Genomic DNA, 26,394 nt, shown 5'->3' with positions numbered 1-26,394 from the left:
CATGAAACGAACGGCACTCGCCGCATCCGCCGCCGCGCTCCTCCTGCCCCTGTCCGCCTGCGGCGGCAGCGCCGAGGCGGGCAGCGGCTCCACGGTCACCGTGACCGTCGGCTACCAGTCCAAGACCATCAACACCGTCACCGCGGGCACGCTGCTGCGCTCCCTCGGCTCCTTCGAGGAGCAGCTGAACTCCCTGCACGACGGCCACACCTACAAGGTCGACTGGCAGGACTACGCCACAGGCGCCCCGATCACCGCCCAGATGACCGCAGGCAAGATCGACATCGGGTCGATGGGCGACTTTCCGCTGCTGCTCAACGCGGCCCGCGGCAAACAGCTCGGCCGCCCCACCCACCTGGTCTCGGTGACCGGTTACAACCTGCGCGGCGGCCTCAACACCGTCGTCACCGCACCCGGCTCGAAGCTCACCTCCCTGCGCGAACTGAAGGGCAAGAAGGTCTCCACGAGCATCGGCTCCGCCGCCGACGGCACACTCGTGCGGGCCCTGCAGCACGCCGGCATCGACCCGGACAAGGGCATCGCAAAACTCAACCAGCAGCCTGCCGTGGGTGCCTCGGCGCTCTCCTCCGGCAGTGTCGACGCCCTGTCGCAGTTCGTCGCCTGGCCGGGCCTGCTCACCTACGAGGGCAAGGCGAAGGCCCTCTACGACGGCGCCCAGCTGAACCTGCCCACCTTCCACGGTGTCACGGCCCGCGAGGACTTCGCCGAGCAGCATCCGGCCGTCGTGGAAGCCTTCCTCAAGGCTCAGGCAGAGGCGACGGACTACCTCGACGCCCACCCCGTGGCCGCCGCCGAGAAGGTCGCGAAGGCCACCGGCCTGCCCGCCGAGGTCGTCTACCTGTACAACGGCACCCACGGCATCGCCACCTTCGACCCTGCCCTCAAGCCGCAACTGGTGTCCGCGCTGAAGCAGGACGTGTCCGTGCTGAAGGCAGCCAAGCTGACCGGTGACATCGACGTGGACTCCTTCGTCGACGACCAGTACGTCAAGAAGGCCCTCGGCGCTTCGTACACCCGGCGGCTCACCGCCGGACCGGCGCCGGCCGCGAGCGAGGTGTGGCCCAAGGGCAGCGAGAAGACACTCTCCTTCAAGTCCGCGAAACAGCTGCTGGCCTACGTGGCCGGGCACCAGGGAAGCATCCGCGCCGCCTACGTGCCCGACGCCACCACCGGCACGCTGTGGTTCGCCGACAAGGCGGTGTGGGTGACCGACGGAGACCAAGTACTGCCCTTCGTCACCCCGGCGACCGCCCAGGCCTATGTCTCCGCTCACGGTGGCGCCCGAACGGTGTCCTACCAGGAGGCCCTGGAGCGCGCCTCATGATCCGGCGCCCCTTGGCACGGTATGCGCTGCGGACGGTCTCGCTGGCCGCCTTCCTCGGCCTGTGGCAGTTGCTGACCAGCCTGAACGTCGATCTATGGCTGCGTTTTTCGCAGTTCCCGACGGTCGCAGACGTGGCCCGGGCCTTCGCCGGCCGGCTTGCCGGCGCCGACTACTGGACCGACCTCACCGACAGTCTCACCCGCATCCTCACCGGTTTCGCCCTGGCGGCCGTCCTCGGCGTGGCGACCGGCGTGCTCGTGGCCCGCTCGCGTCTGGCCGAGGATCTGCTCGGCCCCGTCCTGGAGGTCATCCGCCCGATCCCGGCGATCGCCCTCGTCCCGGTGGCGATCCTCCTGTTCCCGTCCAACGAGCAGGGCATCGTCTTCATCACCTGCACCGCCGCCTTCTTCCCCGTGCTGGTCTCCACCCGGCATGCTGTCCGGGCGCTTCCCCCCGCTTGGGAGGAAGCGGTGCGCACGATGGGCGGCGGCCGGCTGCGCGTCCTCGGCTCCGTCGTGCTGCCCGGGGCGCTGCCCGGTATCTTCGGCGGCCTGTCGGTCGGTATCGGCGTGTCGTGGATCTGCGTGATCTCCGCCGAAATGATCTCCGGCCAGTACGGGGTCGGCTACCGCACCTGGCAGGACTACACGGTGGTGAACTACCCCGGCGTTTTCGTCGGCATGGTCACCATCGGCGTCCTGGGCTGGGTCACCTCCACGGCCGTGGAACTCCTCGGCCGGCGCCTGACCCGGTGGCTGCCCCGCACCACCTACGTCTCCGGCGGCCGCACGCGCCGGCCTGCCGCCGCCCCCACTCGTGGCGGCGGCGATCCCGAGCACCAGGCCCAGCCCGAGCAGCAGCGCCAGAAGGACACCGAGGAGGCACGTGATGAGCACCTCGTCTGAGATCGTCGCCGTTCCCGCCGCACCGGCACCCGAGGCCGCACGCGGCACCCGGCTGACCCTCCGCGCCGCCGCCCTCGGCCGCCCGGACGCGCCCGTGCTGTACGGCGTCGACCTGGACGTCTCCCCCGGCGAGATCCTCACCGTCGTCGGTCCCTCCGGCTGCGGCAAATCCACGCTGCTGCGCACGCTCGCCGGGCTGCTGCCCCCGCTGGGCGGCACGGCGGAGGTGGACGGCGTCGCGCTGACAGGACCGTCGGCCGACCGTGCACTGGTCTTCCAGGAGGACGCGCTGCTGCCCTGGCGCACCTTGCGCGCAAACGTCGAACTGCCGCTCGCCATCAGCGGCATACCGCGCTCCGAACGCCGTTCCCGGGCCGAGTCCTGGCTCGCCCGCGTGGGACTCAGCGCGCAGGCTGGGCAGTTGCCGCATCGCGTCTCAGGCGGGCAGCGCCAGCGGGCCCAGTTGGCCCGCGCGTTGGCCGACAGCCCGCGCGCCCTCCTCATGGACGAACCCTTCGGCGCCCTCGACGTCCAGACCCGCTCCGGCATGCAGGACCTGCTGGTGGAGGTGTTGCGCGGGACAGGTGCGACCGTCGTCTTCGTCACACACGACGTGGACGAAGCCCTCTTCCTCGGCGACCGCGTGGCCCTGCTCGGTTCCGGCCGGGTGGCCCTCGTACGGGACGTACCCGGGCCCCGCGACCGCGGGGCCGTGGACGACCCGGCCCATGTCGCCCTACGCCGCGACATCCTCACCTCGCTCGGCTCCTGAAAGGCACCACGGTGATCACCCCCGCGTCCGCTTCCCTGGAGATTCCCGCTGTCACCGACGCCGAGGAGCTGACCTGTGACGTCCTCGTCATCGGCGGCGGCACCGCCGGCACCATGGCCGCCCTGACCGCCGCGGAGCGCGGTGCGAACGTGCTGCTGCTGGAGAAGGCCCACGTCCGGCACTCCGGCGCGCTCGCCATGGGCATGGACGGCGTCAACAACGCGGTCGTCCCCGGCCGCGCCGAACCCGACGACTACGTCGCCGAGATCACCCGCGCCAACGACGGCATCGTCGACCAGTCCACCGTCCGCCAGACCGCGATCCGGGGTTTCGCGATGGTCCAGCGACTGGAGTCGTACGGGGTCAAGTTCGAGAAGGACGAGCACGGAGAGTACGCGGTCCGCCAAGTCCACCGCTCCGGCTCGTACGTACTGCCGATGCCAGAGGGCAAGGACGTCAAAAAGGTCCTGTACCGGCAGTTGCGGCGGCGGGAGATGCGGGAGCGGATCCGGATCGAGAACCGCGTGATGCCGGTCCGGGTGCTGACTGCCGGGGGGCAGGCCGTGGGCGCCGTCGGATTCCACACGCGCACCGGCGCCTTCGTCACCGTCCGCGCGGGCGCGGTGATCCTCGCCACCGGCGCCTGCGGCCGGCTCGGCCTGCCCGCCTCCGGCTACCTCTACGGCACCTACGAGAACCCGACCAACGCCGGTGACGGGTACGCCATGGCCTACCACGCGGGTGCCGAACTCACCGGCATCGAGTGCTTCCAGATCAACCCGCTGATCAAGGACTACAACGGCCCGGCCTGTGCCTACGTCGCCAACCCCTTCGGCGGCTACCAGGTCAACCGGCACGGCGAGCGCTTCGTCGACTCCGACTACTGGTCGGGACAGATGATGGCCGAGTTCGCCACCGAGGTCACCAGTGACCGCGGCCCGGTCTACCTCAAGCTCAGCCACCTCCCCGAGGAGTCGATCTCCGCGCTGGAGTCGATCCTGCACTCCACCGAGCGCCCCACTCGTGGCACCTTCCACGCCGGCCGCGGGCACGACTACCGCACCCACGACGTCGAGATGCACATCTCGGAGATCGGCCTGTGCGGCGGTCATTCCGCCTCCGGCGTCCGCGTCGACGACCACGCCCGTACGACCGTCCCGCGCCTGTACGCCGCCGGCGACCTCGCCTGCGTCCCGCACAACTACATGATCGGCGCCTTCGTCTTCGGTGACCTCGCGGGCGCCGACGCCGCCCAGTACACGGCGTACGAAGGGGAGCTTCCCGCGGACCAGGTGCGCGAGGCGCACGAGCTGATCTACCGTCCGCTGCACCACCCTGACGGTCCGCCGCAGACCCAGGTCGAATACAAGCTGCGCCGCTTCGTGAACGACTACGTGGCACCGCCGAAGTCCGGCGCCCGTCTCTCCCTCGCCCTGGAGGCCTTCGAGCGGATGCGCGCCGACATCGCCGCCATGGGCGCCCGCACCCCGCACGAGCTGATGCGCTGCGCCGAGGTCAGCTTCATCCGTGACTGCGCCGAGATGGCCGCCCGTGCCTCCCTCGCGCGCACCGAGTCCCGCTGGGGTCTCTACCACGACCGCCTCGACCACCCCGGCCGCGACGACGTCTCCTGGTTCCACCACCTCGACCTGCACAAGTCCCCCTCTGGTGCGATGGAGTTCACGGCCCGTCCCGTCGCTCCGTATCTGGTCCCGGTCGAGGAGTTCACGCCGGCCGGCGGTCCCTCCCGGCGACTGGGCGCGGTCAGCGCCGAGCACGTGGCCACGGCCGGGCCGCGCGAGGTGGCACCGGTCGCAGCCGGGCCGGCCTCCGCGTCCGCCGCCGCCTCGACCGACCGGGCCGGCGCGTCGGGCACCGCCTCGCCCCGACTCCTGGAGTTGCTGGAACTGGCCGAGGCCGAGCCCGAACTCGGTCGGGTACGGCCCTACTTGGCCGACCCGGACCCCGCCGTCCGCCGTACGGCCGTCTCGGTCCTCACCGAGACCGTGCCCGCCGGCACCGGGCGGGTCCTGGCCGACGCCCTCTTCGATCCCGACGCCGAGGTCCGCGCGACCGCTGCCGCCTCGCTGCGCGAACTGGTCGAGACCCTGTCGCCCGAACCCGCCTTGGGCGCCGCCCTCACCGGCGCCCTCACCGCGGGCGACCCCGTGGTCCGGGCCGCCGCCCTCGATGTACTGCGCGCGCTGCGGCTCGGCGAGGCCCGGTTGTTCGCGGCGGCACTGGACGATCCGGACATCACGGTCCGCACCGAGGCCGTACGGGCGCTGGTCTCCGTCGACGCGGTCCGGCCACTGGCGGATGCCGCGGCCGATCCCGTCCGGGAGGTCCGGGTCACCGTCGCCAACGCCCTGACCGCCCTCGACGTGGCGTCCCTAGCGGCGGCCGACCGCGCGCTGCTGACCGCCACCCTGGACGGGCTCACCGAGGACGGCGACCCGCTGGTGCGCGGCACCGCGTTCGCCGCGTCGGCCCGCACCGGCTGCCCAGGCCCGCTCGCCGCCCGCGCCGTCGCGGCGCTGTCCGACCCGGCCTGGCAGGTCCGCGCCGGTGCCGCCACCGCGTTGTCGGTCGCGTCCGTGGACACCGCCGTCCCCGCCCTTGCCAAGGCGCTGGCCGACCCGAACGCCGATGTGCGCAAGGCGGCGGTGCTGGCCCTGACCCGGCACCGGGCCACGGAGGAGGCCCGCACGGCCCTCGCCACGGCCACGGGCGACTCGGATGCGGACGTCAGGGCCTACGCGGCACGCGGGCTGTGACCGCCTCCCGCATCGCCTCGGCTCCGCCCGCTATATCCAGTCGTGCGGCTCCGGTTCCTCCTCCAGCTCCGGCTCCGGCCAGTCGGCGGCCGCGTCGCCGGCGGCCGGGGCCGGCCCGTCCAGGGAGGCCAGCGTGGCCAGTACGCCCTCGCCGTACGTCGCCAGCTTCTTCTCGCCGACACCGCTCACGGTGCCGAGCTCACGCACCGAACCGGGTCGACGGATGACGATCTCCCGCAGGGTGGCGTCGTGGAAGATGACGTAGGCCGGGACGCCCTGTTCGCGGGCCTGATCGGCGCGCCAGGCGCGCAGCGCCTCGAAGGCGGGCAGCAGTTCGTCGGGCAGCTCGGCCGCGGCGGTCTTGGCCTTGCGGTCGCCGCCGGAGGCACCGGCCGACCTCGACCGGGAGACGGCCGGCCTCTTCGGCTCCTTGCGCAGCGGCACCTCCCGTTCGCTCCGCAGCACCGAACCGCTTGCCTCGGTCAGCACGAGAGTGCCGTACTCCCCCTCGACAGCGAGCAGCCCCTGCGCCAGCAGCTGCCGGATGACACCCCGCCACTCGCCCTCGGAGAGATCCTCTCCGATGCCGAAGACGGAGAGTTGATCGTGGTCGAACTGGATGACCTTGCCGGTGCGTTTGCCGAGCAGGATGTCGATGATCTGGACCGCGCCGAACTTCTGTCCGCGCTCCCGCTGCAGCCGCACCACCGTGGACAGCACCTTCTGCGCGGCGATCGTGCCGTCCCAGGTCTCCGGCGGGGTGAGGCACGTGTCGCAGTTGCCGCAGCCCGCCGCGTCGGGGTCCTGGCCGAAGTAGGCGAGCAGCTGGCCGCGACGGCACCGAGCCGTCTCGCACAGCGCCAGCATGGAGTCGAGGTGGGCGGTGGCCCGGCGGCGGAACGCCTCGTCGCCCTCGCCGGACTGGATCAGCTTGCGCTGCTGGATGACGTCGTTCAGGCCGTACGCCATCCAGGCCGTGGACGGCAGTCCGTCACGGCCCGCCCGGCCGGTCTCCTGGTAGTAGCCCTCGATCGACTTGGGCAGGTCCAGATGGGCGACGAACCGTACGTCCGGCTTGTCGATGCCCATGCCGAAGGCGATGGTCGCCACCACGACCAGGCCTTCCTCTCGCAGGAACCGGGACTGGTGTGCTGCGCGGGTGCCCGCGTCGAGGCCCGCGTGGTACGGCACCGCCTCGATGCCGTTGGCGGTCAGGAACTCCGCCGTCCGCTCCACCGAGTTGCGCGACAGGCAGTACACGATGCCGGCGTCGCCCGCGTGTTCCTGCCTGAGGAAGGCGAGCAGCTGCTTTCTGGGGTCGGCCTTGGGCACGATCCGGTACTGGATGTTGGGCCGGTCGAAGCTGGCGACGAAGTGGCGGGCCGCCGGCAGGTCGAGCCGCTGGGTGATCTCCTGGTGGGTGGCGTGAGTGGCCGTGGCGGTGAGGGCGATCCGCGGGACGTCCGGCCAGCGATCGCCTAGCAGGGACAGGGTGAGGTAGTCGGGGCGGAAGTCGTGGCCCCACTGGGAGACGCAGTGCGCCTCGTCGATCGCGAAGACGGAGATCTTGCCGCGGGAGAGCAGGTCGAGCGTGCCTTCCAGGCGCAGCCGCTCCGGCGCCAGGTACAGCAGGTCCAGCTCGCCGGCCAGGAGCTCGGCCTCGACGACACGCCGCTCGTCGAAGTCCTGCGTGGAGTTGATGAAGCCGGCGCGTACGCCGAGGGCGCGCAGAGCGTCCACCTGGTCCTGCATGAGCGCGATCAGCGGGGAGATCACCACCCCCGTACCGGGTCTGACCAGGGCCGGGATCTGGTAGCACAGCGACTTGCCGCCGCCGGTGGGCATGAGGACGACGGCGTCGCCGCCGGCCACCACATGCTCGATGATCGCTGCCTGCTCGCCCCGGAAGGCCTCGTATCCGAAGACCCGGTGGAGGGTGGCCAGCGTCTCGCTGCCGGCCGCGCCCGGTTCCTCGGTCACCTGTGGCATCTCGCTGATCCCGCCCGTCACGCCCATCGTCCTGTCCCCCGCCGGTCCCCCGTGTGTCGTTCCTCGACCACTGCCTCCACCATAGGGGTCCGGACCGACAGCCCCGGAGTTATCCACAGGCTCGGCCCCTTCCGCTGCGTAACCGGACGCTGACCTGATGCACCATGCCGCTGCCCGGCACCCTGCAGACGGGTGCCGGGCAGCGGCATGGACCACGCGGCGGACTCAGCGGACGAACACCCCCGCCTGGCTCGCCAGGTCCAGGAAGTACTGCGGCGCCACACCGAGCACCAGCGTCACCGCGACGCCGACGGCGATCGCCGCCATCGTCAGCGGGGACGGCACGGCCACGGTCGGGCCCTCCGGCCGCGGCTCGCTGAAGAACATGAGCACGATCACGCGGATGTAGAAGAACGCGGCGATCGCCGAGGAGATCACACCGATCACGACCAGCGGGACCGCGCCGCCGTCCGCCGCCGCCTTGAACACGGCGAACTTTCCGGCGAAGCCGGAGGTCAGCGGGATGCCGGCGAAGGCCAGCAGGAAGACCGCGAACACCGCGGCCACCAGGGGTGAACGGCGCCCAAGCCCCGCCCACTTGGACAGGTGGGTGGCCTCGCCGCCCGCGTCGCGCACCAGCGTGACGACCGCGAAGGCGCCGATCGTCACGAACGAGTAGCCGGCCAGGTAGAAGAGGACCGACGAGACGCCGTCCTTCGAGGTGGCGATGACACCCGCGAGGATGAATCCGGCGTGCGCGATGGACGAGTACGCCAGCAGCCGCTTGATGTCGGTCTGCGTGATCGCGACGATCGCGCCACCGAGCATGGTGATGATCGCCACGGCCCACATGACCGGCCGCCAGTCCCAGCGCATCCCCGGCAGGACGACGTACAGCAGGCGCAGCAGTGCGCCGAAGGCGGCCACCTTCGTCGCCGCCGCCATGAAGCCGGTCACGGGCGTCGGCGCGCCCTGGTAGACGTCCGGCGTCCACATGTGGAACGGAACCGCGCCCACCTTGAAGAGCAGGCCCATCACGATCAGGGCGCTGCCGAGCAGCAGCAGGGCGTCGTTGCCCATGGTGTTGGCGAGCGCCGGGTCGACGCTGGTGACGGTGCCGTCGACGACCTGTGCGATCCGCCCGTACGACACCGAGCCCGCGTAGCCGTACAGCAGGGCGATGCCGAACAGCGTGAACGCGGAGGCGAACGCGCCGAGCAGGAAGTACTTGACCGCGGCCTCCTGCGACATCAGCCGCTTGCGGCGGGCGAGTGCGCACAACAGGTACAGCGGCAGCGAGAAGACCTCCAGGGCCACGAACAGCGTCAGCAGGTCGTTGGCCGAGGGGAAGACCAGCATGCCGGAGATCGCGAAGAGCAGCAGCGGGAAGACCTCGGTGGTGGTGAAGCCGGCCTTCACCGCCGCCTTCTCGCTGTCGCTGCCGGGTACGGAGGCGGCCTGCGCGGCGAAGGAGTCGACACGGCTGCCGTGCGCGACCGGGTCCAGGCGCCGCTCGGCGAAGGTGAACAGGCCGACCAGGCCGGCCAGCAGGATCGTGCCCTGCAGGAACAGGGACGGTCCGTCGACCGCGATCGCCCCCATGGCCGCGATGTGCGCCTTGGTGGTGCCGTAGCCGTCGGCCGCCAGTGCCACCACCGCCGCGAAAGCGGCGCACAGCGCCACGACGGCCACGAACACCTGTGCGTAGTAGCGGGACCTGCGCGGGACGAAGGCCTCGATGAGCACCCCGACCAGCGCCGCACCGACGACGATCAGCGTCGGTGACAATTGTCCGTATTCGATCTTCGGTGCCGGGATCTTGGAGATCGGATCGGCCGCGGTTGTCCACAGGCTGTGGACAGCTGTTGTGCTCACTTGGCCGCCTCCACCGAGGGCTTGGGATCCTTCTTGTGTACGTCGGACATGGTCTGCTTGACCGCCGGGTTGACGATGTCCGTGACGGGCTTCGGGTAGACGCCCAGGAAGATCAGCAGCACGATCAGCGGGGCGACGACCACGAGTTCCCGCACGCGGAGGTCGGGCATCGCCGAGACCTCGGGCTTCACCGGGCCCGTCATCGTCCGCTGGTACAGGACGAGGGCGTACAGCGCGGCGAGGACGATGCCGAACGTGGCGATGATGCCGATCGCCGGATAGCGCGTGAACGTGCCGACCAGGACCAGGAACTCGCTCACGAACGGCGCGAGGCCGGGCAGCGAGAGGGTGGCGAGGCCGCCGATCAGGAAGGTGCCGGCGAGCACCGGGGCGACCTTCTGCACGCCTCCGTAATCGGCGATGAGCCGCGAGCCGCGCCGGGAGATCAGGAAGCCGGCGACCAGCATCCACGCGGCCGTGGAGATGCCGTGGTTGACCATGTAGAGCGTCGCGCCGGACTGGCCCTGGCTGGTCATCGCGAAGATGCCCATGATGATGAAGCCGAAGTGCGAGATCGACGCGTACGCCACCAGGCGCTTGATGTCCCGCTGGCCGACGGCCAGCAGCGCGCCGTAGACGATGCCGATCAGGGCCAGGACGAGGACGACGGGCGTCGCCCACTTGCTGGCCTGCGGGAACAGCTGCAGGCAGTAGCGGAGCATCGCGAAGGTGCCCACCTTGTCGACGACCGCGGTGATGAGGACGGCGACCGGTGCGGTGGACTCCTGCATGGCGTTGGGCAGCCAGGTGTGCAGCGGCCACAGCGGCGCCTTCACCGCGAACGCGAAGAAGAAGCCCAGGAACAGCCAGCGCTCGGTGCTCGTCGCCATGTGCAGGGAGCCACTCGCGCGGGCCTGCGCGATCTCCTGGAGGCTGAAGTTTCCGGCGACCACGTAGAGGCCGATCACCGCGGCCAGCATGATCAGGCCGCCGACCAGGTTGTAGAGCAGGAACTTCACCGCCGCGTACGACCGCTGGGTCGAGGCCGCCTCCTCGCCCTGGGCGTGGGCACGGTCCCCGAAGCCGCCGATGAGGAAGTACATCGGGATGAGCATGGCTTCGAAGAAGATGTAGAAGAGGAAGACGTCGGTGGCCTCGAAGGAGATGAGCACCATGGCCTCGACGGCCAGGATCAGTGCGAAGAACCCCTGGGTGGGGCGCCAGCGGCGGCTTCCGGTCTCCAGCGGGTCGGCGTCGTGCCAGCCGGCGAGGATGATGAACGGGATCAGCAGGGCGGTCAGCGCGATCAGCGCCACCGCGATGCCGTCGACCCCCAGCTCGTACCGCACCCCGAAGCTCTTGATCCAGGCGTGCGATTCGGTGAGCTGGTAGCGGGTGCCGTTCGGATCGAAGCGGACCAGGACGGTGATCGCCAGGGCGAGCGTGGCGAGCGAGACGGAGAGCGCCAGCCACTTGGCGGCGGTGCGCCGCGCGGCCGGTACGGCGGCCGTGGCGACGGCCCCGAGGGCCGGGAGCGCCGCCGTCGCTGTCAGCAGAGGAAAGGACATCGGTATCAGACCGCCCTCATCAGCAGGGTCGCGGCGACCAGGAGCGCCGCACCGCCGAACATCGACACCGCGTAAGAGCGGGCGAAGCCGTTCTGGAGCCGGCGGAGCCGGCCGGACAGGCCGCCGAAGCCGGCCGCCGTGCCGTTGACGACGCCGTCGACCATGGTGTGGTCGACGTACACCAGGGAGCGCGTGAGGTGTTCGCCGCCGCGCACCAGGACCACGTGGTTGAAGTCGTCCTGGAGCAGGTCGCGGCGGGCAGCGCGGGTGAGCAGCGAGCCGCGCGGGGCGACGGCCGGTACGGGCTTGCGGCCGTACTGCGCCCAGGCGATGCCGACACCGATGACCAGGCACACCATGGTGGCGCCGGTGACCACTGCGGCGCTCACCGGGGAGTGGCCCTCGCTGTGGCCGGTGACCGGCTCCAGCCAGTGCAGGAAGCGGTCGCCGATGCTGAAGAAGGCACCGCCGAAGACCGAACCGACGGCCAGCACGATCATCGGGATCGTCATCACCTTCGGGGACTCGTGCGGGTGCGGTTCGGCGTGCTCACCGTGGTGTTCCGCGGCGGGCTCGGCACTGGGGGCCTCCGGGGAGCGAGTGGGCTGGTTCCTCCAGCGTTCTTCTCCGAAGAAGGTCATCAGCATCACGCGCGTCATGTAGAAGGCGGTGATGGCCGCACCCAGCAGGGCCGCGCCGCCGAGGATCCAGCCCTCGGTGCCGCCCTTGGCGAAGGCCGCCTCGATGATCTTGTCCTTGGAGAAGAAGCCGGACAGGCCCGGAAAGCCGATGATGGCCAGATAGCCGAGACCGAACGTGATGAAGGTGACCGGCATGTACTTGCGCAGGCCGCCGTACTTGCGCATGTCGACCTCGTCGTTCATGCCGTGCATGACGGAGCCTGCCCCGAGGAACAGCCCGGCCTTGAAGAAGCCGTGCGTCACCAGGTGCATGATCGCGAAGACGTAGCCGATGGGACCGAGACCCGCGGCGAGCACCATGTAGCCGATCTGCGACATGGTCGAGCCGGCAAGTGCCTTCTTGATGTCGTCCTTGGCACAACCGACGATCGCACCGAAGAGGAGCGTGACGGCACCTACGACGGTGACGGCCAGCTGGGCGTCGGGGGCGGCGTTGAAGATGGCGGCGGAACGGACGATCAGGTAGACGCCCGCGGTCACCATCGTCGCCGCGTGGATCAGGGCCGACACCGGGGTCGGGCCCTCCATGGCGTCCCCGAGCCAGGACTGCAGCGGCACCTGGGCGGACTTGCCGCAGGCGGCGAGGAGCAGCATCAGCGCGATGGCGGTGAGCTTGCCCTCGGACGTGTCACCGGCGTGGCCGAAGACCGGTCCGAAGGCGAAGCTGCCGAAGGTGGCGAACATCAGCATGATCGCGATCGACAGGCCCATGTCGCCGACGCGGTTGACCAGGAAGGCCTTCTTGGCTGCCGTCGCGGCGCTGGGCTTGTGCTGCCAGAAGCCGATCAGCAGGTACGAGGCGAGGCCGACGCCCTCCCAGCCGACGTACAGCAGCAGGTAGTTGTCGGCGAGGACCAGCAGCAGCATCGCCGCGAGGAACAGGTTCAGGTAGCCGAAGAAGCGGCGGCGCCGCTCGTCGTGCTCCATGTACCCGACCGAGTACAGGTGGATCAGCGAGCCGACGCCCGTGATGAGCAGGACGAACGTCATCGACAACTGGTCCAGGCGGAAGGTGACGTCCGCATGGAAGCTGCCGACGGAGACCCATGTCCACAAGTGCTGTGTGAGGGTGCGGTGTTCGGCGCTCCTGCCGAGCAGGCCGGCGAAGAGGACGACACCGAGCGCGAAGGAGACGAACGAGAGCAGCGTGCCGATCCAGTGGCCGACGCTGTCGAGGCGCCGGCCGCCGACCAGAAGGACGGCCGCTCCGAGCAGGGGCGCCGCGATGAGCAGCGCGAGCAGGTTCTCCACGATGATTCCGACCCCTTACAGCTTCATCAGGCTGGCGTCGTCGACCGAGGCCGAGTGGCGGGTACGGAACAGCGACACGATGATCGCCAGGCCCACCACGACCTCCGCGGCGGCGACGACCATCGTGAAGAAGGCGATGATCTGGCCGTCGAGGTTGCCGTGCATCCGGGAGAAGGTGACGAACGCGAGGTTGCAGGCGTTCAGCATCAGCTCGATGCACATGAAGACCACGATGGCGTTGCGGCGGATCAGGACGCCGGTCGCGCCGATCGTGAACAGCAGGGCGGCGAGGTAGACGTAGTTGACCGGGTTCACTTCGACGCCTCCTCGGGCCGCTTGAACGTCGCCGGTTCGATCCCCGTGCGCTCCAGGCGTTCCTGCGCGCGCTGCTCCAGCGCGCGCAGGTCGTTGAGCGCCTCCGCGGACACGTCACGGATCTGCCCGCGCTCGCGCAGCGTCTTGCTGACGGTCAGCTCGGACGGGGTGCCGTCGGGCAGCAGACCCGCGACGTCGACCGCGTTGTGCCGGGCGTAGACGCCCGGGGCGGGCAGCGGCGGGAGGTGCTTGCCCTCGCGGACGCGCTGTTCGGACAGTTCGCGCTGGGTCCTGGCCCGCTCGGTGCGCTCGCGGTGGGTGAGCACCATGGCGCCGACGGCGGCCGTGATCAGCAGCGCGCCGGTGATTTCGAAGGCGAAGACGTACTTGGTGAAGATCAGGGAGGCGAGGCCCTCCACATTGCCGTTCGCGTTCGCCTGTCCGGTGCCGGCGAACTCCTTCAGGGAGGCGTTCGCGATGCCGGCGAACAGCAGGACGCCGAAGCCGGCCCCACACAGAAGGGCCAGCCAGCGCTGGCCCTTGATGGTCTCCTTCAGGGAGTCCGCGGCCGTCACGCCGACGAGCATCACCACGAACAGGAACAGCATCATGATCGCGCCGGTGTAGACGACGATCTGCACGATGCCCAGGAAGTAGGCGCCGTTGGCGAGGTAGAACACCGCCAGGACGATCATGGTCCCGGCGAGGCAGAGCGCGCTGTGCACGGCCTTCTTCATGAAGACGGTGCACAGGGCGCCGATCACCGCGACGGTGCCGAGGACCCAGAACTGGAAGGCCTCACCGGTGGAGGTGGTGTAGGCGGCAAGGGGTGTCGTCATCGGCCGATCACCTTCTCCGAGGCGGGCTCCTCCTCGCCGAAGGTGGACGCCGCCTCCTGCGGGACCTCGCCGTTGGAGAGGGCGACCTGGCGGACCGTGCCCGGTGCGGCCTGAGTCACCAGGCCCCGGTAGTAGTCCTGTTCGTCCGTCCCCGGGAAGATCGCGTGCGGCGTGTCGACCATGCCCTCTTCGAGGCCGGCGAGGAGTTGTTCCTTGGTGTAGATGAGGTTGGCGCGGCTGGAGTCGGCCAGTTCGAACTCGTTGGTCATCGTCAGCGCGCGCGTGGGGCACGCCTCGATGCACAGTCCGCACAGGATGCAGCGGGCGTAGTTGATCTGGTAGACGCGGCCGTACCGCTCGCCCGGCGAGTAGCGTTCCTCGTCGGTGTTGTCGGCGCCCTCCACGTAGATGGCGTCGGCGGGGCAGGCCCAGGCGCACAGCTCACAGCCGACGCACTTCTCCAGGCCGTCCGGATGGCGGTTGAGCTGGTGCCGTCCGTGGAACCGCGGAGCCGTGGTCTTCTTCTGCTCCGGGTACTGCTCGGTCAGCCGCTTCTTGAACATGGCCTTGAAGGTCACGCCGAAGCCGGCCACGGGGTTCAGGAAACCGGGCTTGGTCTCCTTGGGCTCCTCAGCCATCGGACGCCTCCTTTCCATCCGTAGGTCCGTCACTGACAGTGTCCGACCCGCCACTGACAATCAGCTCGCGCTCGCGGGACGGGCGGCGCCTGGGCACCGGCGGTGGTTCCTGTCCGGGCAGCGGCGGTACGGGGAATCCGCCCGCCATCGGGTCGAATCCGGCCTGCTCGGCGTCGGCTTGCGCGGCCGGCTTCGCCTTCTCGCGGAACATGTCGGCGATGAAGGAGATCAGCAGCAGGGCGAGGACTCCGCCGCCGACGTACAGGGCGATGTCGGCGAAGTCGTAGTGCTCGTTGCGCAGCGCCCGTACGGTCGCCACCAGCATCAGCCAGGTCACGGAGACCGGGATGAGAACCTTCCAGCCGAGCTTCATCAGCTGGTCGTAGCGGACGCGAGGGAGTGTGCCGCGCAGCCAGATGAAGAAGAACAGCAGCAGCTGGACCTTGATCACGAACCAGAGCAGCGGCCACCAGCCGTGGTTCGCGCCCTCCCAGAAGGAGCTGATCGGCCAGGGGGCACGCCAGCCGCCGAGGAACAGGGTGGTCGACACGGCCGAGACCGTCACCATGTTCACGTACTCGGCCAGCATGAACATCGCGAACTTGATGGACGAGTACTCGGTGTTGAAGCCACCGACCAGGTCGCCCTCGGACTCCGGCATGTCGAAGGGGGCGCGGTTGGTCTCTCCGACCATCGTGACGATGTAGAGGATGAACGAGACCGGCAGCAGCAGGATGTACCAGCGGTCGTGCTGCTGCTGCACGATCGTGGACGTCGACATCGACCCCGAGTACAGGAACACCGAGGCGAACGCGGCACCCATCGCGATCTCGTAGGAGATCATCTGCGCGCAGGAGCGCAGGCCGCCGAGGAGCGGGTAGGTGGATCCGGAACTCCATCCCGCGAGCACGATGCCGTAGATGCCGACGGAAGCGACCGCGAGGATGTAGAGCATCGCGATCGGCAGGTCGGTCAGCTGCATCGTGGTACGCGTGCCGAAGACGGAGATCTCGTTGTCGGCCGGTCCGAAGGGGATCACCGCGATCGCCATGAAGGCCGGGATGGCCGCGACGATCGGCGCGAGGACGTAGACCACCTTGTCCGCGCGCTTGACGATGACGTCTTCCTTGAGCATCAGCTTCACGCCGTCGGCCAGCGACTGGAGCATGCCCCAGGGGCCGTGCCGGTTGGGGCCGATGCGCAGCTGCATCCAGGCGACGACCTTGCGCTCCCAGACGATCGAGAAGAGCACGGTCACCATCAGGAAGGCGAAGCAGAACACCGCCTTGACGACGACCAGCCACCACGGGTCGCGGCCGAACATCGAGAGGTCTTCAGCTGCCAGGTACGGGCTCATGCCTCCACCTCCTTGGGGGCCTGTTCGGCGGGCGCCGCCGGGCCGATGCGGACGAGAGTGCCGGGCTGTGCGCCGGTGCCGGAGGCGACGCCCGTCCCGACGGAGTTCAGCGGGAGCCAGACGACCCGGTCGGGCATCTCGGTGATCTGCAGCGGCAGTTCGACGGTGCCGACGGGGCCGGTGACGGCCAGGGCATCGCCTTCCGCGACGCCCGCCTCGGCGGCCGTCGCAGCGGACACGCGCGCGTGGGCGGCGTGCCGGGTTCCGGCGAGCGCCTCGTCGCCCTCCTGGAGGGCGCCATGGTCGAGCAGCAGCCGGTGCCCGGCGAGCACGGCCTCGCCGGCGGCCGGGCGGGGCAGTGCTCCCGCGGACTCCTGCGGTTCGGAGGCGCGCGGACCGTCCCACGGGCCGAGCCGGTCGATCTCCGCGCGCGTGGTGCGCAGATCCGGCAGGCCCAGGTGGACGTCCATGGCGTCGGCCAGCATCTGCAGCACGCGCGCGTCGGTCGGTGCCAGGCGGCGGGTCATCTGGTCGGGCTTGAGGGCGGCCTCGAAGAACCGCACCCTGCCTTCCCAGTTGAGGAAGGTGCCCGCCTTCTCGGCGACCGCGGCGACCGGCAGGACGACGTCGGCGTGCTCGGTGACCTCGCTGGGCCGCAGCTCCAGCGACACAAGGAAACCGACGCTGTCGAGTGCCTCACGCGCGCGTGCCGGGTCGGGCAGGTCGGCGACCTCGACGCCGGCGACCACGAGTGCCGACAGCTCGCCGGTGGCGGCGGCCTCCACGATGTGGTGGGTGTCGCGGCCGTAACGCAGCGGGAGTTCGGCGAGGCCCCAGGCGGCGGCGACCTCCTCCCGCGCGCGGGGGTCGGTGGCCGGGCGGCCGCCCGGCAGCAGCGACGGCAGCGCGCCCGCCTCGACGGCACCGCGCTCACCGGCCCGGCGCGGGATCCACACCAGCTGGGCGCCGGTCGCGGTGGCGGCGCGTACGGCGGCGGTGAGGCCGCCGGCGACCGCTGCGAGCCGCTCGCCGACCACGATGACCGCGCCCTCGGCGCGCAGCGCCTCCGCGGCACGGGTGCCGGGCTCCTCCAGGCCGACACCGCTCGCGAGGGCGTCCAGCCACTCCGTCTCGGTGCCGGGCGCGGCCGGCAGCAGGGTGCCGCCCGCCTTCTGAAGGCCCCGGGTCCCGTGGGTGGCCAGCGCGAACACCCGCTGCTTGCGCTTGCGCCAGGCCTTGCGCAGCCGCAGGAAGACGCCGGGCGCCTCCTCCTCCGACTCGAAGCCGACCAGCAGGACTGCGGGCGCCTTCTCCAGGGAGGTGTACGTGACGCCCGTACCGTCGAGGTCGCGGCCGCGGCCCGCCACCCGGGACGCCAGGAAGTCGGCCTCCTCGCCGCTGTGCACGCGCGCGCGGAAGTCGATGTCGTTGGTGTCGAGCGCCACGCGCGCGAACTTGCTGTAGGCGTAGGCGTCCTCGACGGTCAGCCGGCCGCCGGTGAGGACACCGGCGCGGGAGCGGGCGGCGGTCAGGCCCCGCGCGGCCGTCTCCAGGGCTTCCGGCCAGGAGGCGGGCTCCAGGACACCGTCGGGGTTGCGGACGAGCGGGGTGTCGAGGCGGTCCTTCAGCTGCGCGTAGCGGAACGCGAAGCGTCCCTTGTCGCAGATCCACTCCTCGTTGACCTCGGGGTCGTCGGCCGCGAGGCGCCGCATGACCTTGCCGCGCCGGTGGTCGGTGCGGGTGGCGCAGCCACCGGAGCAGTGCTCGCAGACCGACGGCGAGGAGATGAGGTCGAACGGGCGGGAGCGGAAGCGGTAGGCGGCCGAGGTGAGCGCCCCGACCGGGCAGATCTGGATGGTGTTGCCGGAGAAGTACGACTCGAACGGGTCGCCCTCGCCGGTGCCCACCTGCTGCAGCGCGCCCCGCTCGACCAGCTCGATCATCGGGTCGCCTGCGATCTGGTTGGAGAAGCGGGTGCAGCGGGCGCACAGCACGCACCGCTCGCGGTCGAGGAGCACCTGCGTGGAGATCGGTACGGGCTTCTCGTACGTCCGCTTCTTTCCGTCGAAGCGGGACTCGGCATTGCCGTGCGACATGGCCTGGTTCTGCAGCGGGCACTCGCCGCCCTTGTCGCAGACGGGGCAGTCCAGCGGGTGGTTGATGAGCAGCAGCTCCATCACCCCGTGCTGGGCCTTCTCGGCCACCGGCGAGGTGAGCTGGGTCTTCACCACCATGCCGTCGGTGCAGGTGATGGTGCAGGACGCCATCGGCTTGCGCTGGCCCTCGACCTCGACGATGCACTGACGGCAGGCGCCGGCCGGGTCCAGCAGGGGGTGGTCGCAGAACCGGGGGATCTCGATGCCGAGCTGCTCGGCGGCCCGGATGACCAGGGTGCCCTTGGGCACGCTGATCTCGATGCCGTCGATCGTCAGCGTGACGAGGTCTTCCGGCGGGACCGCCGCCTGTCCCCCTCCCGCGGGAGCACTGGTGGTCACGGTCATGCGTTCACCTCCGGGCGGTCCGCCCAGGCCGTCGACTTGGCCGGGTCGAAGGGGCAGCCCCGGCCCGTGATGTGCTGCTCGTACTCCTCGCGGAAGTACTTCAGCGAGGAGAAGATCGGGGACGCGGCGCCGTCGCCGAGGGCGCAGAAGGACTTGCCGTTGATGTTGTCGGCGATGTCGTTCAGCTTGTCGAGGTCGGACATGACGCCCTTGCCGGCCTCGATGTCCCGCAGCAGTTGCACCAGCCAGTACGTCCCTTCGCGGCAGGGCGTGCACTTGCCGCACGACTCGTGGGCGTAGAACTCGGTCCAGCGGGTCACCGCACGCACCACGCAGGTCGTCTCGTCAAAGCACTGCAGTGCCTTGGTGCCGAGCATGGAACCCGCGGCGCCCACTCCTTCGTAGTCGAGGGGGACGTCGAGGTGCTCGTCGGTGAACATCGGTGTCGAGGAGCCGCCCGGCGTCCAGAACTTCAGGCGGTGCCCGGACCGCATCCCGCCGCTCATGTCGAGGAGCTGGCGCAGGGTGATGCCGAGCGGGGCCTCGTACTGGCCGGGGCTCGCGACGTGGCCGCTGAGCGAGTAGAGCGTGAAGCCCGGGGACTTCTCGCTGCCCATCGACCTGAACCAGTCTTTGCCGTTTTTCAGGATCGCGGGAACCGACGCGATCGACTCGACGTTGTTCACCACAGTCGGACAGGCGTAGAGGCCTTCCACCGCAGGGAAGGGGGGACGGAGCCGCGGTTGACCACGGCGGCCTTCGAGCGAGTCCAGCAGTGCGGTCTCCTCACCGCAGATGTACGCGCCCGCGCCCGCGTGCACGGTGAGCTGGAGGTCCAGTCCACTGCCCAGGATGTCCTCGCCGAGGTAGCCCGCCGCGTAGGCCTCGCGCACGGCCTCGTGCAACCGCCGCAGAACGGGGACGACTTCACCACGCAGATAGATGAAGGCATGCGACGACCTGATGGCGTAGCACGCGATCACGATGCCCTCGATGAGGCTGTGCGGGTTCGCGAAGAGGAGCGGGATGTCCTTGCAGGTCCCGGGCTCCGACTCGTCGGCGTTGACAACCAGATAGTGCGGTTTCCCATCACCCTGCGGAATGAACTGCCACTTCATTCCGGTCGGGAACCCCGCGCCGCCACGGCCGCGCAGACCGGAGTCCTTGACGTACGCGATCAGGTCGTCCGGTGACATGGCGAGCGCCTTGCGGAGCCCCTCGTACCCCTCGTGCCTCCGGTAGACGTCCAGAGTCCAGGACCGGTCATCGTCCCAGAAGGCCGACAGCACGGGTGCGAGCAGCTTCTCCGGGCTCGTGTCCTTGACCTCGGGTACCACGGTCATCACTCCCCCTCCTCGGCGGTAGGACCTGCCGGGTGGGCCGGGTCGGAGGCCGATGTGTCCTGCGGCGCGTCATGGGAGCTGAGGTGCTCGGCCGGCGACGGCTCGTGCACCCTGTCCCGGGGTTCCTCATGCGGACCTCCGCGCGGATGGACCACGCGCGCGGGTGCGGCCTCTCCCCTTGCCAGGCGAAGGCCCACCAGCGACGCGGGTCCCGCACTGCCGCTCTCCTCGACGGCCCCGGGCCGCTCGTCGGGGAAGCCGGCCAGGATCCGCGCGGTCTCCTTGAAGGTGCACAGCCGCGCCCCGCGCGTGGGCTGGACGGGCCGTCCCGCGCGCAGATCGTCGACCAGGCGCTTGGCGCTGCCCGGCGTCTGGTTGTCGAAGAACTCCCAGTTCACCATCACGACCGGTGCGAAGTCGCAGGCCGCGTTGCACTCGATGTGCTCCAGGGTGACCTTGCCGTCGTCGGTGGTCTCACCGTTGCCGACGCCCAGGTGCTCCTGGAGGCTCTCGAAGATCGCGTCCCCGCCCATCACCGCGCACAGCGTGTTGGTGCACACGCCGACCTGGTAGTCGCCGGACGGCTTGCGCCGGTACATGGTGTAGAAGGTGGCGACGGCGGTGACCTCGGCGGTGGTCAGGTCCAGCATGTCCGCGCAGAACTGCATGCCGGTGCGCGTGACATGGCCCTCCTCCGACTGCACGAGGTGGAGCAGCGGGAGCAGGGCGGACCGGGAGTCCGGGTAGCGCGCGATGACCTCGCGCGCGTCCGCCTCCAGCTGGGCCCGGACGTCGTCCGGGTACGCGGGCGCGGGCAGTTCGGGCATGCCCAGGCTGACGCCCCGCTCCGAAGAAGAGGTGGTCACCGGTCGACGCCTCCCATCACGGGGTCGATGGACGCGACGGCGACGATCACGTCGGCGACCTGGCCGCCTTCGCACATCGCCGCCATGGCCTGCAGGTTGGTGAAGGACGGGTCACGGAAGTGGACCCGGTAGGGGCGGGTGCCGCCGTCGGAGACGGCGTGCACCCCGAGTTCGCCCTTGGGGGACTCCACGGCCGCGTACGCCTGTCCCGGCGGGACGCGGAAGCCCTCGGTGACGAGCTTGAAGTGGTGGATCAGGGCCTCCATGGAGGTGCCCATGATCTTCTTGATGTGGTCGAGGGAGTTGCCGAGTCCGTCCGGTCCCAGAGCGAGCTGGGCGGGCCAGGCGATCTTCTTGTCGGCGACCATGACCGGGCCGGGCTGGAGCCGGTCGAGGCACTGCTCGATGATCCTCAGCGACTGGCGCATCTCCTCCAGGCGGACCAGGAAGCGGCCGTAGGCGTCGCAGGTGTCGGCGGTCGGGACGTCGAAGTCGTACGTCTCGTAGCCGCAGTACGGCTGGGTCTTGCGCAGATCGTGCGGCAGGCCGGTGGAGCGCAGGATGGGACCGGTGGCGCCGAGGGCCATGCAGCCGGCCAGGTCGAGGTAGCCGACGTCCTGCATGCGGGCCTTGAAGATGGGGTTCCCGGTGGCGAGCTTGTCGTACTCCGGGAGGTTCTTCTTCATCTTCTTCACGAACTCGCGGATCTGGTCCACCGCGCCGGGCGGGAGGTCCTGGGCGAGTCCGCCGGGGCGGATGTACGCGTGGTTCATCCGCAGGCCGGTGATCAGCTCGTAGAGGTCGAGAATCATTTCACGATCGCGGAAGCCGTAGATCATGATCGTGGTGGCGCCGAGCTCCATGCCGCCCGTGGCGATGCACACCAGGTGGGAGGACATCCGGTTGAGCTCCATCAGGAGCACCCGGATGGTCTCGGCGCGCTCGGTGACGTCGTCCTCGATGCCGAGGAGCTTCTCGACGGCGAGGCAGTAGGCGGTCTCGTTGAAGAAGGACGTCAGGTAGTCCATGCGCGTCACGAAGGTGGTGCCCTGCGTCCACGTGCGGAACTCGAGGTTCTTCTCGATGCCGGTGTGCAGATAGCCGATGCCGCAGCGGGCCTCGGTGACCGTCTCGCCCTCGATCTCCAGGATGAGGCGGAGCACCCCGTGGGTGGACGGGTGCTGGGGTCCCATGTTGACGACGATGCGTTCGTCGTCGGCGCGGGTCGCGGACTGGACGACCTCGTCCCAGTCGCCACCGGTGACCGTATATACGGTGCCCTCGGTGGTTTCCCGGGCGGCTGCTGACTGGGTGCTGCTCACGAGTACGACCTCCGCTGGTCCGGAGCCGGGATCTGGGCGCCCTTGTACTCGACGGGGATGCCGCCGAGGGGGTAGTCCTTGCGCTGCGGGTGGCCCTGCCAGTCGTCCGGCATCATGATCCGCGTCAGGGCCGGGTGACCGTCGAAGACGATTCCGAAGAAGTCGTAGGTCTCGCGCTCGTGCCAGTCGTTCGTCGGATAGACGGGGACGAGAGACGGGATGCGCGGGTCGCTGTCGGGGGCGCTGACTTCGAGGCGGACCAGCCGGTTGTGGGTGATCGAGCGCAGGTGGTACACGGCGTGCAGCTCGCGGCCCTTGTCGTGCGGGTAGTGGACGCCGCTGACCCCGGTGCACAGTTCGAAGCGCAGGGCCGGGTCGTCGCGCAGGGTGCGGGCGACGCGGACCAGGTGCTCGCGTTCGATGTGGAAGGTGAGCTCGCCGCGGTCGACGACCGTCCTCTCGATGGCGTTCTCCGGGAGGAGTCCCTGTTCCTCCAGTGCGCCCTCCAGCTCGTCGGCGACCTCGTCGAACCAGCCGCCGTAGGGGCGGCTCGCCGCTCCCGGGAGCCGGACCGAGCGGACCAGCCCTCCGTAGCCGGAGGTGTCGCCGCCGTTGTCGGCGCCGAACATGCCGCGCTGGACGCGGATCTCCTCGCCGCCCTGGCCGCGCTGGCCGGGGAGGTTGGAGGCGGAGAGGTCCTTCTCGGGGTTCACCCCGTTCGCGGACCCGTTCACGCCGTGGGTGCCGTTCGCGTCGCTCACCGCAGCAGCCCCTTCATCTCGATCGTGGGCAGGGCCTTGAGGGCCGCCTCCTCCGCCTCGCGGGCCGCCTCCTCGGCGTTGACGCCGAGCTTGGAGGACTGGATCTTCTGGTGGAGCTTGAGGATCGCGTCCATCAGCATCTCGGGGCGGGGCGGGCAGCCGGGCAGGTAGATGTCGACCGGGACGATGTGGTCGACGCCCTGGACGATCGCGTAGTTGTTGAACATGCCGCCGGAGGAGGCGCAGACGCCCATGGAGATCACCCACTTGGGGTTGGGCATCTGGTCGTAGACCTGCCTGAGGACCGGCGCCATCTTCTGGCTGACCCGGCCGGCGACGATCATCAGGTCCGCCTGGCGCGGCGAGCCGCGGAAGACCTCCATGCCGAAGCGCGCCAGGTCGTAACGGCCGGCGCCGGTGGTCATCATCTCGATGGCGCAGCAGGCGAGGCCGAAGGTGGCGGGGAAGACGGACGCCTTGCGCACCCATCCCGCGGCCTGCTCGACGGTGGTCAGCAGGAAGCCGCTCGGCAGCTTTTCTTCGAGTCCCATGTCTTAAGGCCCCTCAGTCCCATTCCAGGCCGCCGCGCCGCCATACGTACGCGTACGCGACGAAGACGGTGAGCACGAAGAGCAGCATCTCCACGAGCCCGAAGATCCCCAGGGCGTCGAAGGTGACGGCCCAGGGGTAGAGGAAGACGATCTCGATGTCGAAGACGATGAAGAGCATCGCCGTCAGGTAGTACTTGATGGGGAAGCGCCCGCCGCCGGCCGGCGTGGGGGTCGGCTCGATGCCGCACTCGTAGGCCTCGAGCTTCGCGCGGTTGTACCGCTTCGGACCGATCAGCGTGGCCATGACCACGGAGAAGATCGCAAAGCCTGCCCCGAGGGCTCCCAGTACGAGGATGGGCGCATACGCGTTCACCGCTCCTCGCTCCTCTCAGTCGGCGCTGACTGCTGGCGGTTGCACTGGTGCACTGCGCTCACTCCCGCCTCACCGGTCCCACGAGCCCCGTCGTCCCGGGCGAAGATCGAGAACATGTGAAGCAGGTCACAAGCCCAGTTGCCACGCATCTTATGCCTGTCACTCTGTGATCTGCGACACGGGGTATTGCACGACCTTTGTGATCTCCACCACCTGACGAAGGATCATGAAGTCGGATGATGAGTGATCTTCATACGCGAAGCGTTCACTTGATCACCAGAAGTGACATTTTTGCTTGTCATCGCAGGCCGGAGGGGGCGTCTCCATATCAAGAGACTTCCGTTGCATGCAAATTGGTGTCGGGCGCGGCTCCCTGATAGGGGACCCCGTTCACACATCAGAGGGAGGGCCGGGGTGCGGTGTGGACGCGGGTGGGTGCGCGTGCATGTGTTCACGAGCTCCGCGCGCACGGGACGCCCCGCTTCCGGTGGCCGTTCCGTGACCTCCGCCACACGGGCGAGAGACCCCCGAGAAGAGGGCTTGGCCAATGAACCCAACCAGTGGTAGGTGGGGGGCAATTCGGACGTAATGATCAAAGGCCGTGATCAAGGCCTTGATCACCGACGTCCGCAATGTCCGTTACGGCGTCAATAAAGAGTGACACGCCCGGGATTCATGGTCTCGATTGAGCAACTGTGGCGGAGCACACGTTTCTTGAAGATATGAAGGAGCCCCTGGTACCGGTTATTCCCATGTCCCACACCGCTCACATACGCAGCCACCGGAAGCCCCGCCGCAGCGCGTCGACCCTCGCGATGCGGGCCGGAGTTGCCGGTGGCGTCCTCAGCACCCTGGCAGTCGCCGGGGCGTCCGGATCGGCGAACGCTGCCGAGCCGGTGACTCAGACCCTCGAACTGCCCACCCTGACGGCCGACCTGGCCGCCCAGACCGCCCAGACCGCGGACGCCACCCAGCAGGCCGCCGCGAACTACCAGCTGCAGGCGGAGCGTGACGCGGCCGCCGCAAAGGCCGCGAAGCAGGCCAAGGCGGACCTCGCGGAGGCCAAGCAGAAGGCCGCCGACGCCAAGAAGAAGGCCGAGGAGGCCGCTCGCAAGGACGCCGCCGCGCGAGCCTCGCGCAACGCGGTGCGCACGACCCTCGCCGCCACGACGGACTCCAGCACCTCGACGAGCACCTCCACGGCCACCGGTTCGGCCGCGGCCGTCATCGCCTTCGTCAAGGCCCAGATCGGCAAGGCGTACGTCTCCGGCGCCACCGGCCCGTCGGCGTACGACTGCTCCGGCCTGGTGCAGACGGCCTTCAAGCAGGTGGGCATCAGCCTGCCGCGCGTCTCCCAGGACCAGTCCACGGCCGGCACCCAGGTGTCGCTGAGCAACCTGCAGCCGGGCGACATCCTGTACTGGGGCAGCGCGGGCAGCGCGTACCACGTGGCGGTGTACGTGGGCGACGGCATGTTCGTCGGCGCGCAGAACCCGTCCAGCGGCGTCGGGGAGCACCCGCTGTCGTACGACCCGCCGACCGGTGCCGTGCGGGTGCTCTGAGCACCCCGCGCACCTCTCGCGCGCACAGGGCCGCAGCCGCTCGGGGGCAGCGGCCCTTGCGTCGTTCACGGCACGCCGGGGCGGGCATCCTGGCATGCTCTGAGCGGCCCGCCGACCGGCGGTCCGTTCCAGGAGCGAAGGAGACCGCGGTGCCACGCGTGTTCGTCCAGGGAAGCCCCGCCGACCACTACCCCCGCCACGCCCCCGAGGCCGCGCGTGGCGCGGTGCGCCGGATCACCGAGGTCGGCGAGGAGGTCCTGCACAAGCCGTGCCGGGACGTCACGGAGTTCGGACCCGACCTCGCCGCCCTCATCGACGACATGTTCCTCACCATGTACGTCGCCGAAGGCGCGGGGCTGGCGGCGAATCAGATCGGGGTCGATCTGCGGCTTTTCGTGTACGACTGCCCCGATGATGACGGAGTCCGGCATGTCGGACACATCGTCAATCCGGTGCTTGAAACGCCCATGACCGGGCGACGGTTGCTGGACGGGGGCGAGGGCTGTCTGTCGGTGCCGGGAGCCGTGATCGACGTACCGCGGCCGGACCGGGCCGTCGTGCGCGGGCAGGACAAGGAAGGCCGGCCCGTCGCCGTCGGGGGCACCGGGTACTTCGCGCGCTGCCTCATCCACGAGACCGACCACACCAACGGGTGCCTCTACCTGGACCGGCTCTCCAAGCGGGAGAAGAAGGACGCGCTGCGGCAGATGGCCGACCGGCGGGACGAGGTGTTCGCCCGCCGGGCGGCCAGGGCCGAGGAGCTCGGCCGGGCCTAGCGGCCCG

At 69.8% G+C, this 26,394-nt stretch carries 21 protein-coding genes; 6 read left to right on the top strand and 15 right to left on the bottom strand.

Features of this window, described 5'->3' with window-relative positions:
- The first annotated feature begins 1 nt into the window (after position 1).
- The 4 genes from ABZ919_RS25510 to ABZ919_RS25495 are packed head-to-tail and all read left to right on the top strand — an operon-like array spanning position 2 to position 5,799.
- Positions 2–1,345: an ABC transporter substrate-binding protein gene (locus ABZ919_RS25510; RefSeq protein WP_361252045.1), complete on the top strand. Its 1,344-nt coding sequence runs from the start codon at positions 2–4 to the stop codon at positions 1,343–1,345.
- Positions 1,342–2,250: an ABC transporter permease gene (locus tag ABZ919_RS25505; protein WP_361252042.1), complete on the top strand. Its 909-nt coding sequence runs from the start codon at positions 1,342–1,344 to the stop codon at positions 2,248–2,250. Before ABZ919_RS25510 ends, ABZ919_RS25505 begins: the two co-directional genes overlap by 4 nt.
- Positions 2,234–3,022: an ABC transporter ATP-binding protein gene (locus ABZ919_RS25500; RefSeq protein WP_361252040.1), complete on the top strand. Its 789-nt coding sequence runs from the start codon at positions 2,234–2,236 to the stop codon at positions 3,020–3,022. The genes ABZ919_RS25505 and ABZ919_RS25500 overlap by 17 nt, the downstream gene beginning before the upstream one ends.
- 11 nt (positions 3,023–3,033) lie before the next feature.
- Positions 3,034–5,799 (top strand): fumarate reductase/succinate dehydrogenase flavoprotein subunit, encoded by a 2,766-nt coding sequence (locus ABZ919_RS25495; RefSeq protein WP_361252037.1) that lies wholly within the window; start codon positions 3,034–3,036, stop codon positions 5,797–5,799.
- Between the two features lie 30 nt (positions 5,800–5,829).
- On the opposite strand, the gene recQ is transcribed toward ABZ919_RS25495, so the two are convergent.
- The 15 genes from recQ to ABZ919_RS25420 all read right to left on the bottom strand — a co-directional run bounded on the left by recQ (position 5,830) and on the right by ABZ919_RS25420 (position 24,049).
- A complete protein-coding gene (recQ, locus tag ABZ919_RS25490) occupies positions 5,830–7,815 on the bottom strand; it encodes a DNA helicase RecQ (RefSeq protein WP_361252034.1) in 1,986 nt (661 codons plus the stop codon).
- Between the two features lie 198 nt (positions 7,816–8,013).
- Positions 8,014–9,663, bottom strand: a complete 1,650-nt coding sequence (gene nuoN, locus ABZ919_RS25485) for an NADH-quinone oxidoreductase subunit NuoN (protein ID WP_361252032.1) — start codon at positions 9,661–9,663, stop codon at positions 8,014–8,016.
- Entirely contained in the window at positions 9,660–11,231 is a 1,572-nt protein-coding gene (locus ABZ919_RS25480) for an NADH-quinone oxidoreductase subunit M (protein ID WP_361252029.1), read from the bottom strand. Before ABZ919_RS25480 ends, nuoN begins: the two co-directional genes overlap by 4 nt.
- Before the next feature lie 5 nt (positions 11,232–11,236).
- Positions 11,237–13,183, bottom strand: a complete 1,947-nt coding sequence (gene nuoL, locus ABZ919_RS25475; protein ID WP_361252027.1) for an NADH-quinone oxidoreductase subunit L — start codon at positions 13,181–13,183, stop codon at positions 11,237–11,239.
- Between the two features lie 15 nt (positions 13,184–13,198).
- Positions 13,199–13,498, bottom strand: a complete 300-nt coding sequence (gene nuoK / locus ABZ919_RS25470; RefSeq protein WP_361252024.1) for an NADH-quinone oxidoreductase subunit NuoK — start codon at positions 13,496–13,498, stop codon at positions 13,199–13,201.
- Positions 13,495–14,337: an NADH-quinone oxidoreductase subunit J gene (locus ABZ919_RS25465; RefSeq protein WP_361252021.1), complete on the bottom strand. Its 843-nt coding sequence runs from the start codon at positions 14,335–14,337 to the stop codon at positions 13,495–13,497. Before ABZ919_RS25465 ends, nuoK begins: the two co-directional genes overlap by 4 nt.
- Complete coding sequence (gene nuoI, locus ABZ919_RS25460; RefSeq protein WP_361252018.1) at positions 14,334–14,975, bottom strand: NADH-quinone oxidoreductase subunit NuoI; 642 nt, start codon at positions 14,973–14,975, stop codon at positions 14,334–14,336. Before nuoI ends, ABZ919_RS25465 begins: the two co-directional genes overlap by 4 nt.
- Complete coding sequence (nuoH, locus tag ABZ919_RS25455) at positions 14,968–16,332, bottom strand: NADH-quinone oxidoreductase subunit NuoH (RefSeq protein ID WP_361252015.1); 1,365 nt, start codon at positions 16,330–16,332, stop codon at positions 14,968–14,970. Before nuoH ends, nuoI begins: the two co-directional genes overlap by 8 nt.
- Positions 16,329–18,833, bottom strand: coding sequence for an NADH-quinone oxidoreductase subunit G (locus ABZ919_RS25450; protein WP_361252012.1), 2,505 nt, complete (start codon positions 18,831–18,833; stop codon positions 16,329–16,331). The genes nuoH and ABZ919_RS25450 overlap by 4 nt, the downstream gene beginning before the upstream one ends.
- Entirely contained in the window at positions 18,830–20,179 is a 1,350-nt protein-coding gene (gene nuoF / locus ABZ919_RS25445; RefSeq protein WP_361252010.1) for an NADH-quinone oxidoreductase subunit NuoF, read from the bottom strand. The genes ABZ919_RS25450 and nuoF overlap by 4 nt, the downstream gene beginning before the upstream one ends.
- Complete coding sequence (gene nuoE, locus ABZ919_RS25440) at positions 20,176–21,042, bottom strand: NADH-quinone oxidoreductase subunit NuoE (RefSeq protein WP_361252007.1); 867 nt, start codon at positions 21,040–21,042, stop codon at positions 20,176–20,178. Before nuoE ends, nuoF begins: the two co-directional genes overlap by 4 nt.
- Positions 21,039–22,364, bottom strand: a complete 1,326-nt coding sequence (locus ABZ919_RS25435; protein ID WP_361252004.1) for an NADH-quinone oxidoreductase subunit D — start codon at positions 22,362–22,364, stop codon at positions 21,039–21,041. Before ABZ919_RS25435 ends, nuoE begins: the two co-directional genes overlap by 4 nt.
- Positions 22,361–23,125 carry an NADH-quinone oxidoreductase subunit C gene (locus ABZ919_RS25430; protein ID WP_361252001.1) on the bottom strand — a complete coding sequence of 255 codons (765 nt, stop codon included), beginning with the start codon at positions 23,123–23,125 and terminating at the stop codon, positions 22,361–22,363. Before ABZ919_RS25430 ends, ABZ919_RS25435 begins: the two co-directional genes overlap by 4 nt.
- Positions 23,122–23,676, bottom strand: a complete 555-nt coding sequence (locus ABZ919_RS25425; RefSeq protein ID WP_007383964.1) for an NADH-quinone oxidoreductase subunit B — start codon at positions 23,674–23,676, stop codon at positions 23,122–23,124. Before ABZ919_RS25425 ends, ABZ919_RS25430 begins: the two co-directional genes overlap by 4 nt.
- Before the next feature lie 13 nt (positions 23,677–23,689).
- The gene (locus tag ABZ919_RS25420) at positions 23,690–24,049 is read right to left on the bottom strand and encodes an NADH-quinone oxidoreductase subunit A (protein WP_003992243.1); all 360 of its coding nucleotides are present in this window, start codon (positions 24,047–24,049) and stop codon (positions 23,690–23,692) included.
- 752 nt (positions 24,050–24,801) lie between these two features.
- On the opposite strand from ABZ919_RS25420, the gene ABZ919_RS25415 reads away from it, so the two are divergent.
- Together ABZ919_RS25415 and def are read left to right on the top strand one after the other, a co-directional pair.
- A complete protein-coding gene (locus tag ABZ919_RS25415; protein WP_361251998.1) occupies positions 24,802–25,611 on the top strand; it encodes a C40 family peptidase in 810 nt (269 codons plus the stop codon).
- Positions 25,612–25,760: 149 nt separating this feature from the next.
- A complete protein-coding gene (gene def, locus ABZ919_RS25410) occupies positions 25,761–26,387 on the top strand; it encodes a peptide deformylase (RefSeq protein WP_361251995.1) in 627 nt (208 codons plus the stop codon).
- The last annotated feature ends 7 nt before the right edge of the window (positions 26,388–26,394 follow it).

The organism is Streptomyces sp. NPDC046759, assembly GCF_040645475.1.
Classification (GTDB): domain Bacteria; phylum Actinomycetota; class Actinomycetes; order Streptomycetales; family Streptomycetaceae; genus Streptomyces.
This window is presented reverse-complemented; position numbering and strand designations above follow the sequence as displayed.

Bases quoted from the DNA above. Each gene is read 5' to 3' on its own strand.
- ABZ919_RS25510 (WP_361252045.1), top strand. From the start codon at position 2: ATGAAACGAACGGCACTCGCCGCATCCGCCGCCGCGCTCCTCCTGCCC.
- ABZ919_RS25505 (WP_361252042.1), top strand. From the start codon at position 1,342: ATGATCCGGCGCCCCTTGGCACGGTATGCGCTGCGGACGGTCTCGCTG.
- ABZ919_RS25500 (WP_361252040.1), top strand. From the start codon at position 2,234: ATGAGCACCTCGTCTGAGATCGTCGCCGTTCCCGCCGCACCGGCACCC.
- recQ (WP_361252034.1), bottom strand. From the start codon at position 7,815: ATGGGCGTGACGGGCGGGATCAGCGAGATGCCACAGGTGACCGAGGAA.
- ABZ919_RS25480 (WP_361252029.1), bottom strand. From the start codon at position 11,231: ATGTCCTTTCCTCTGCTGACAGCGACGGCGGCGCTCCCGGCCCTCGGG.
- ABZ919_RS25465 (WP_361252021.1), bottom strand. From the start codon at position 14,337: ATGACGACACCCCTTGCCGCCTACACCACCTCCACCGGTGAGGCCTTC.
- nuoI (WP_361252018.1), bottom strand. From the start codon at position 14,975: ATGGCTGAGGAGCCCAAGGAGACCAAGCCCGGTTTCCTGAACCCCGTG.
- nuoH (WP_361252015.1), bottom strand. From the start codon at position 16,332: ATGAGCCCGTACCTGGCAGCTGAAGACCTCTCGATGTTCGGCCGCGAC.
- ABZ919_RS25450 (WP_361252012.1), bottom strand. From the start codon at position 18,833: ATGACCGTGACCACCAGTGCTCCCGCGGGAGGGGGACAGGCGGCGGTC.
- ABZ919_RS25425 (WP_007383964.1), bottom strand. From the start codon at position 23,676: ATGGGACTCGAAGAAAAGCTGCCGAGCGGCTTCCTGCTGACCACCGTC.
- ABZ919_RS25415 (WP_361251998.1), top strand. From the start codon at position 24,802: ATGTCCCACACCGCTCACATACGCAGCCACCGGAAGCCCCGCCGCAGC.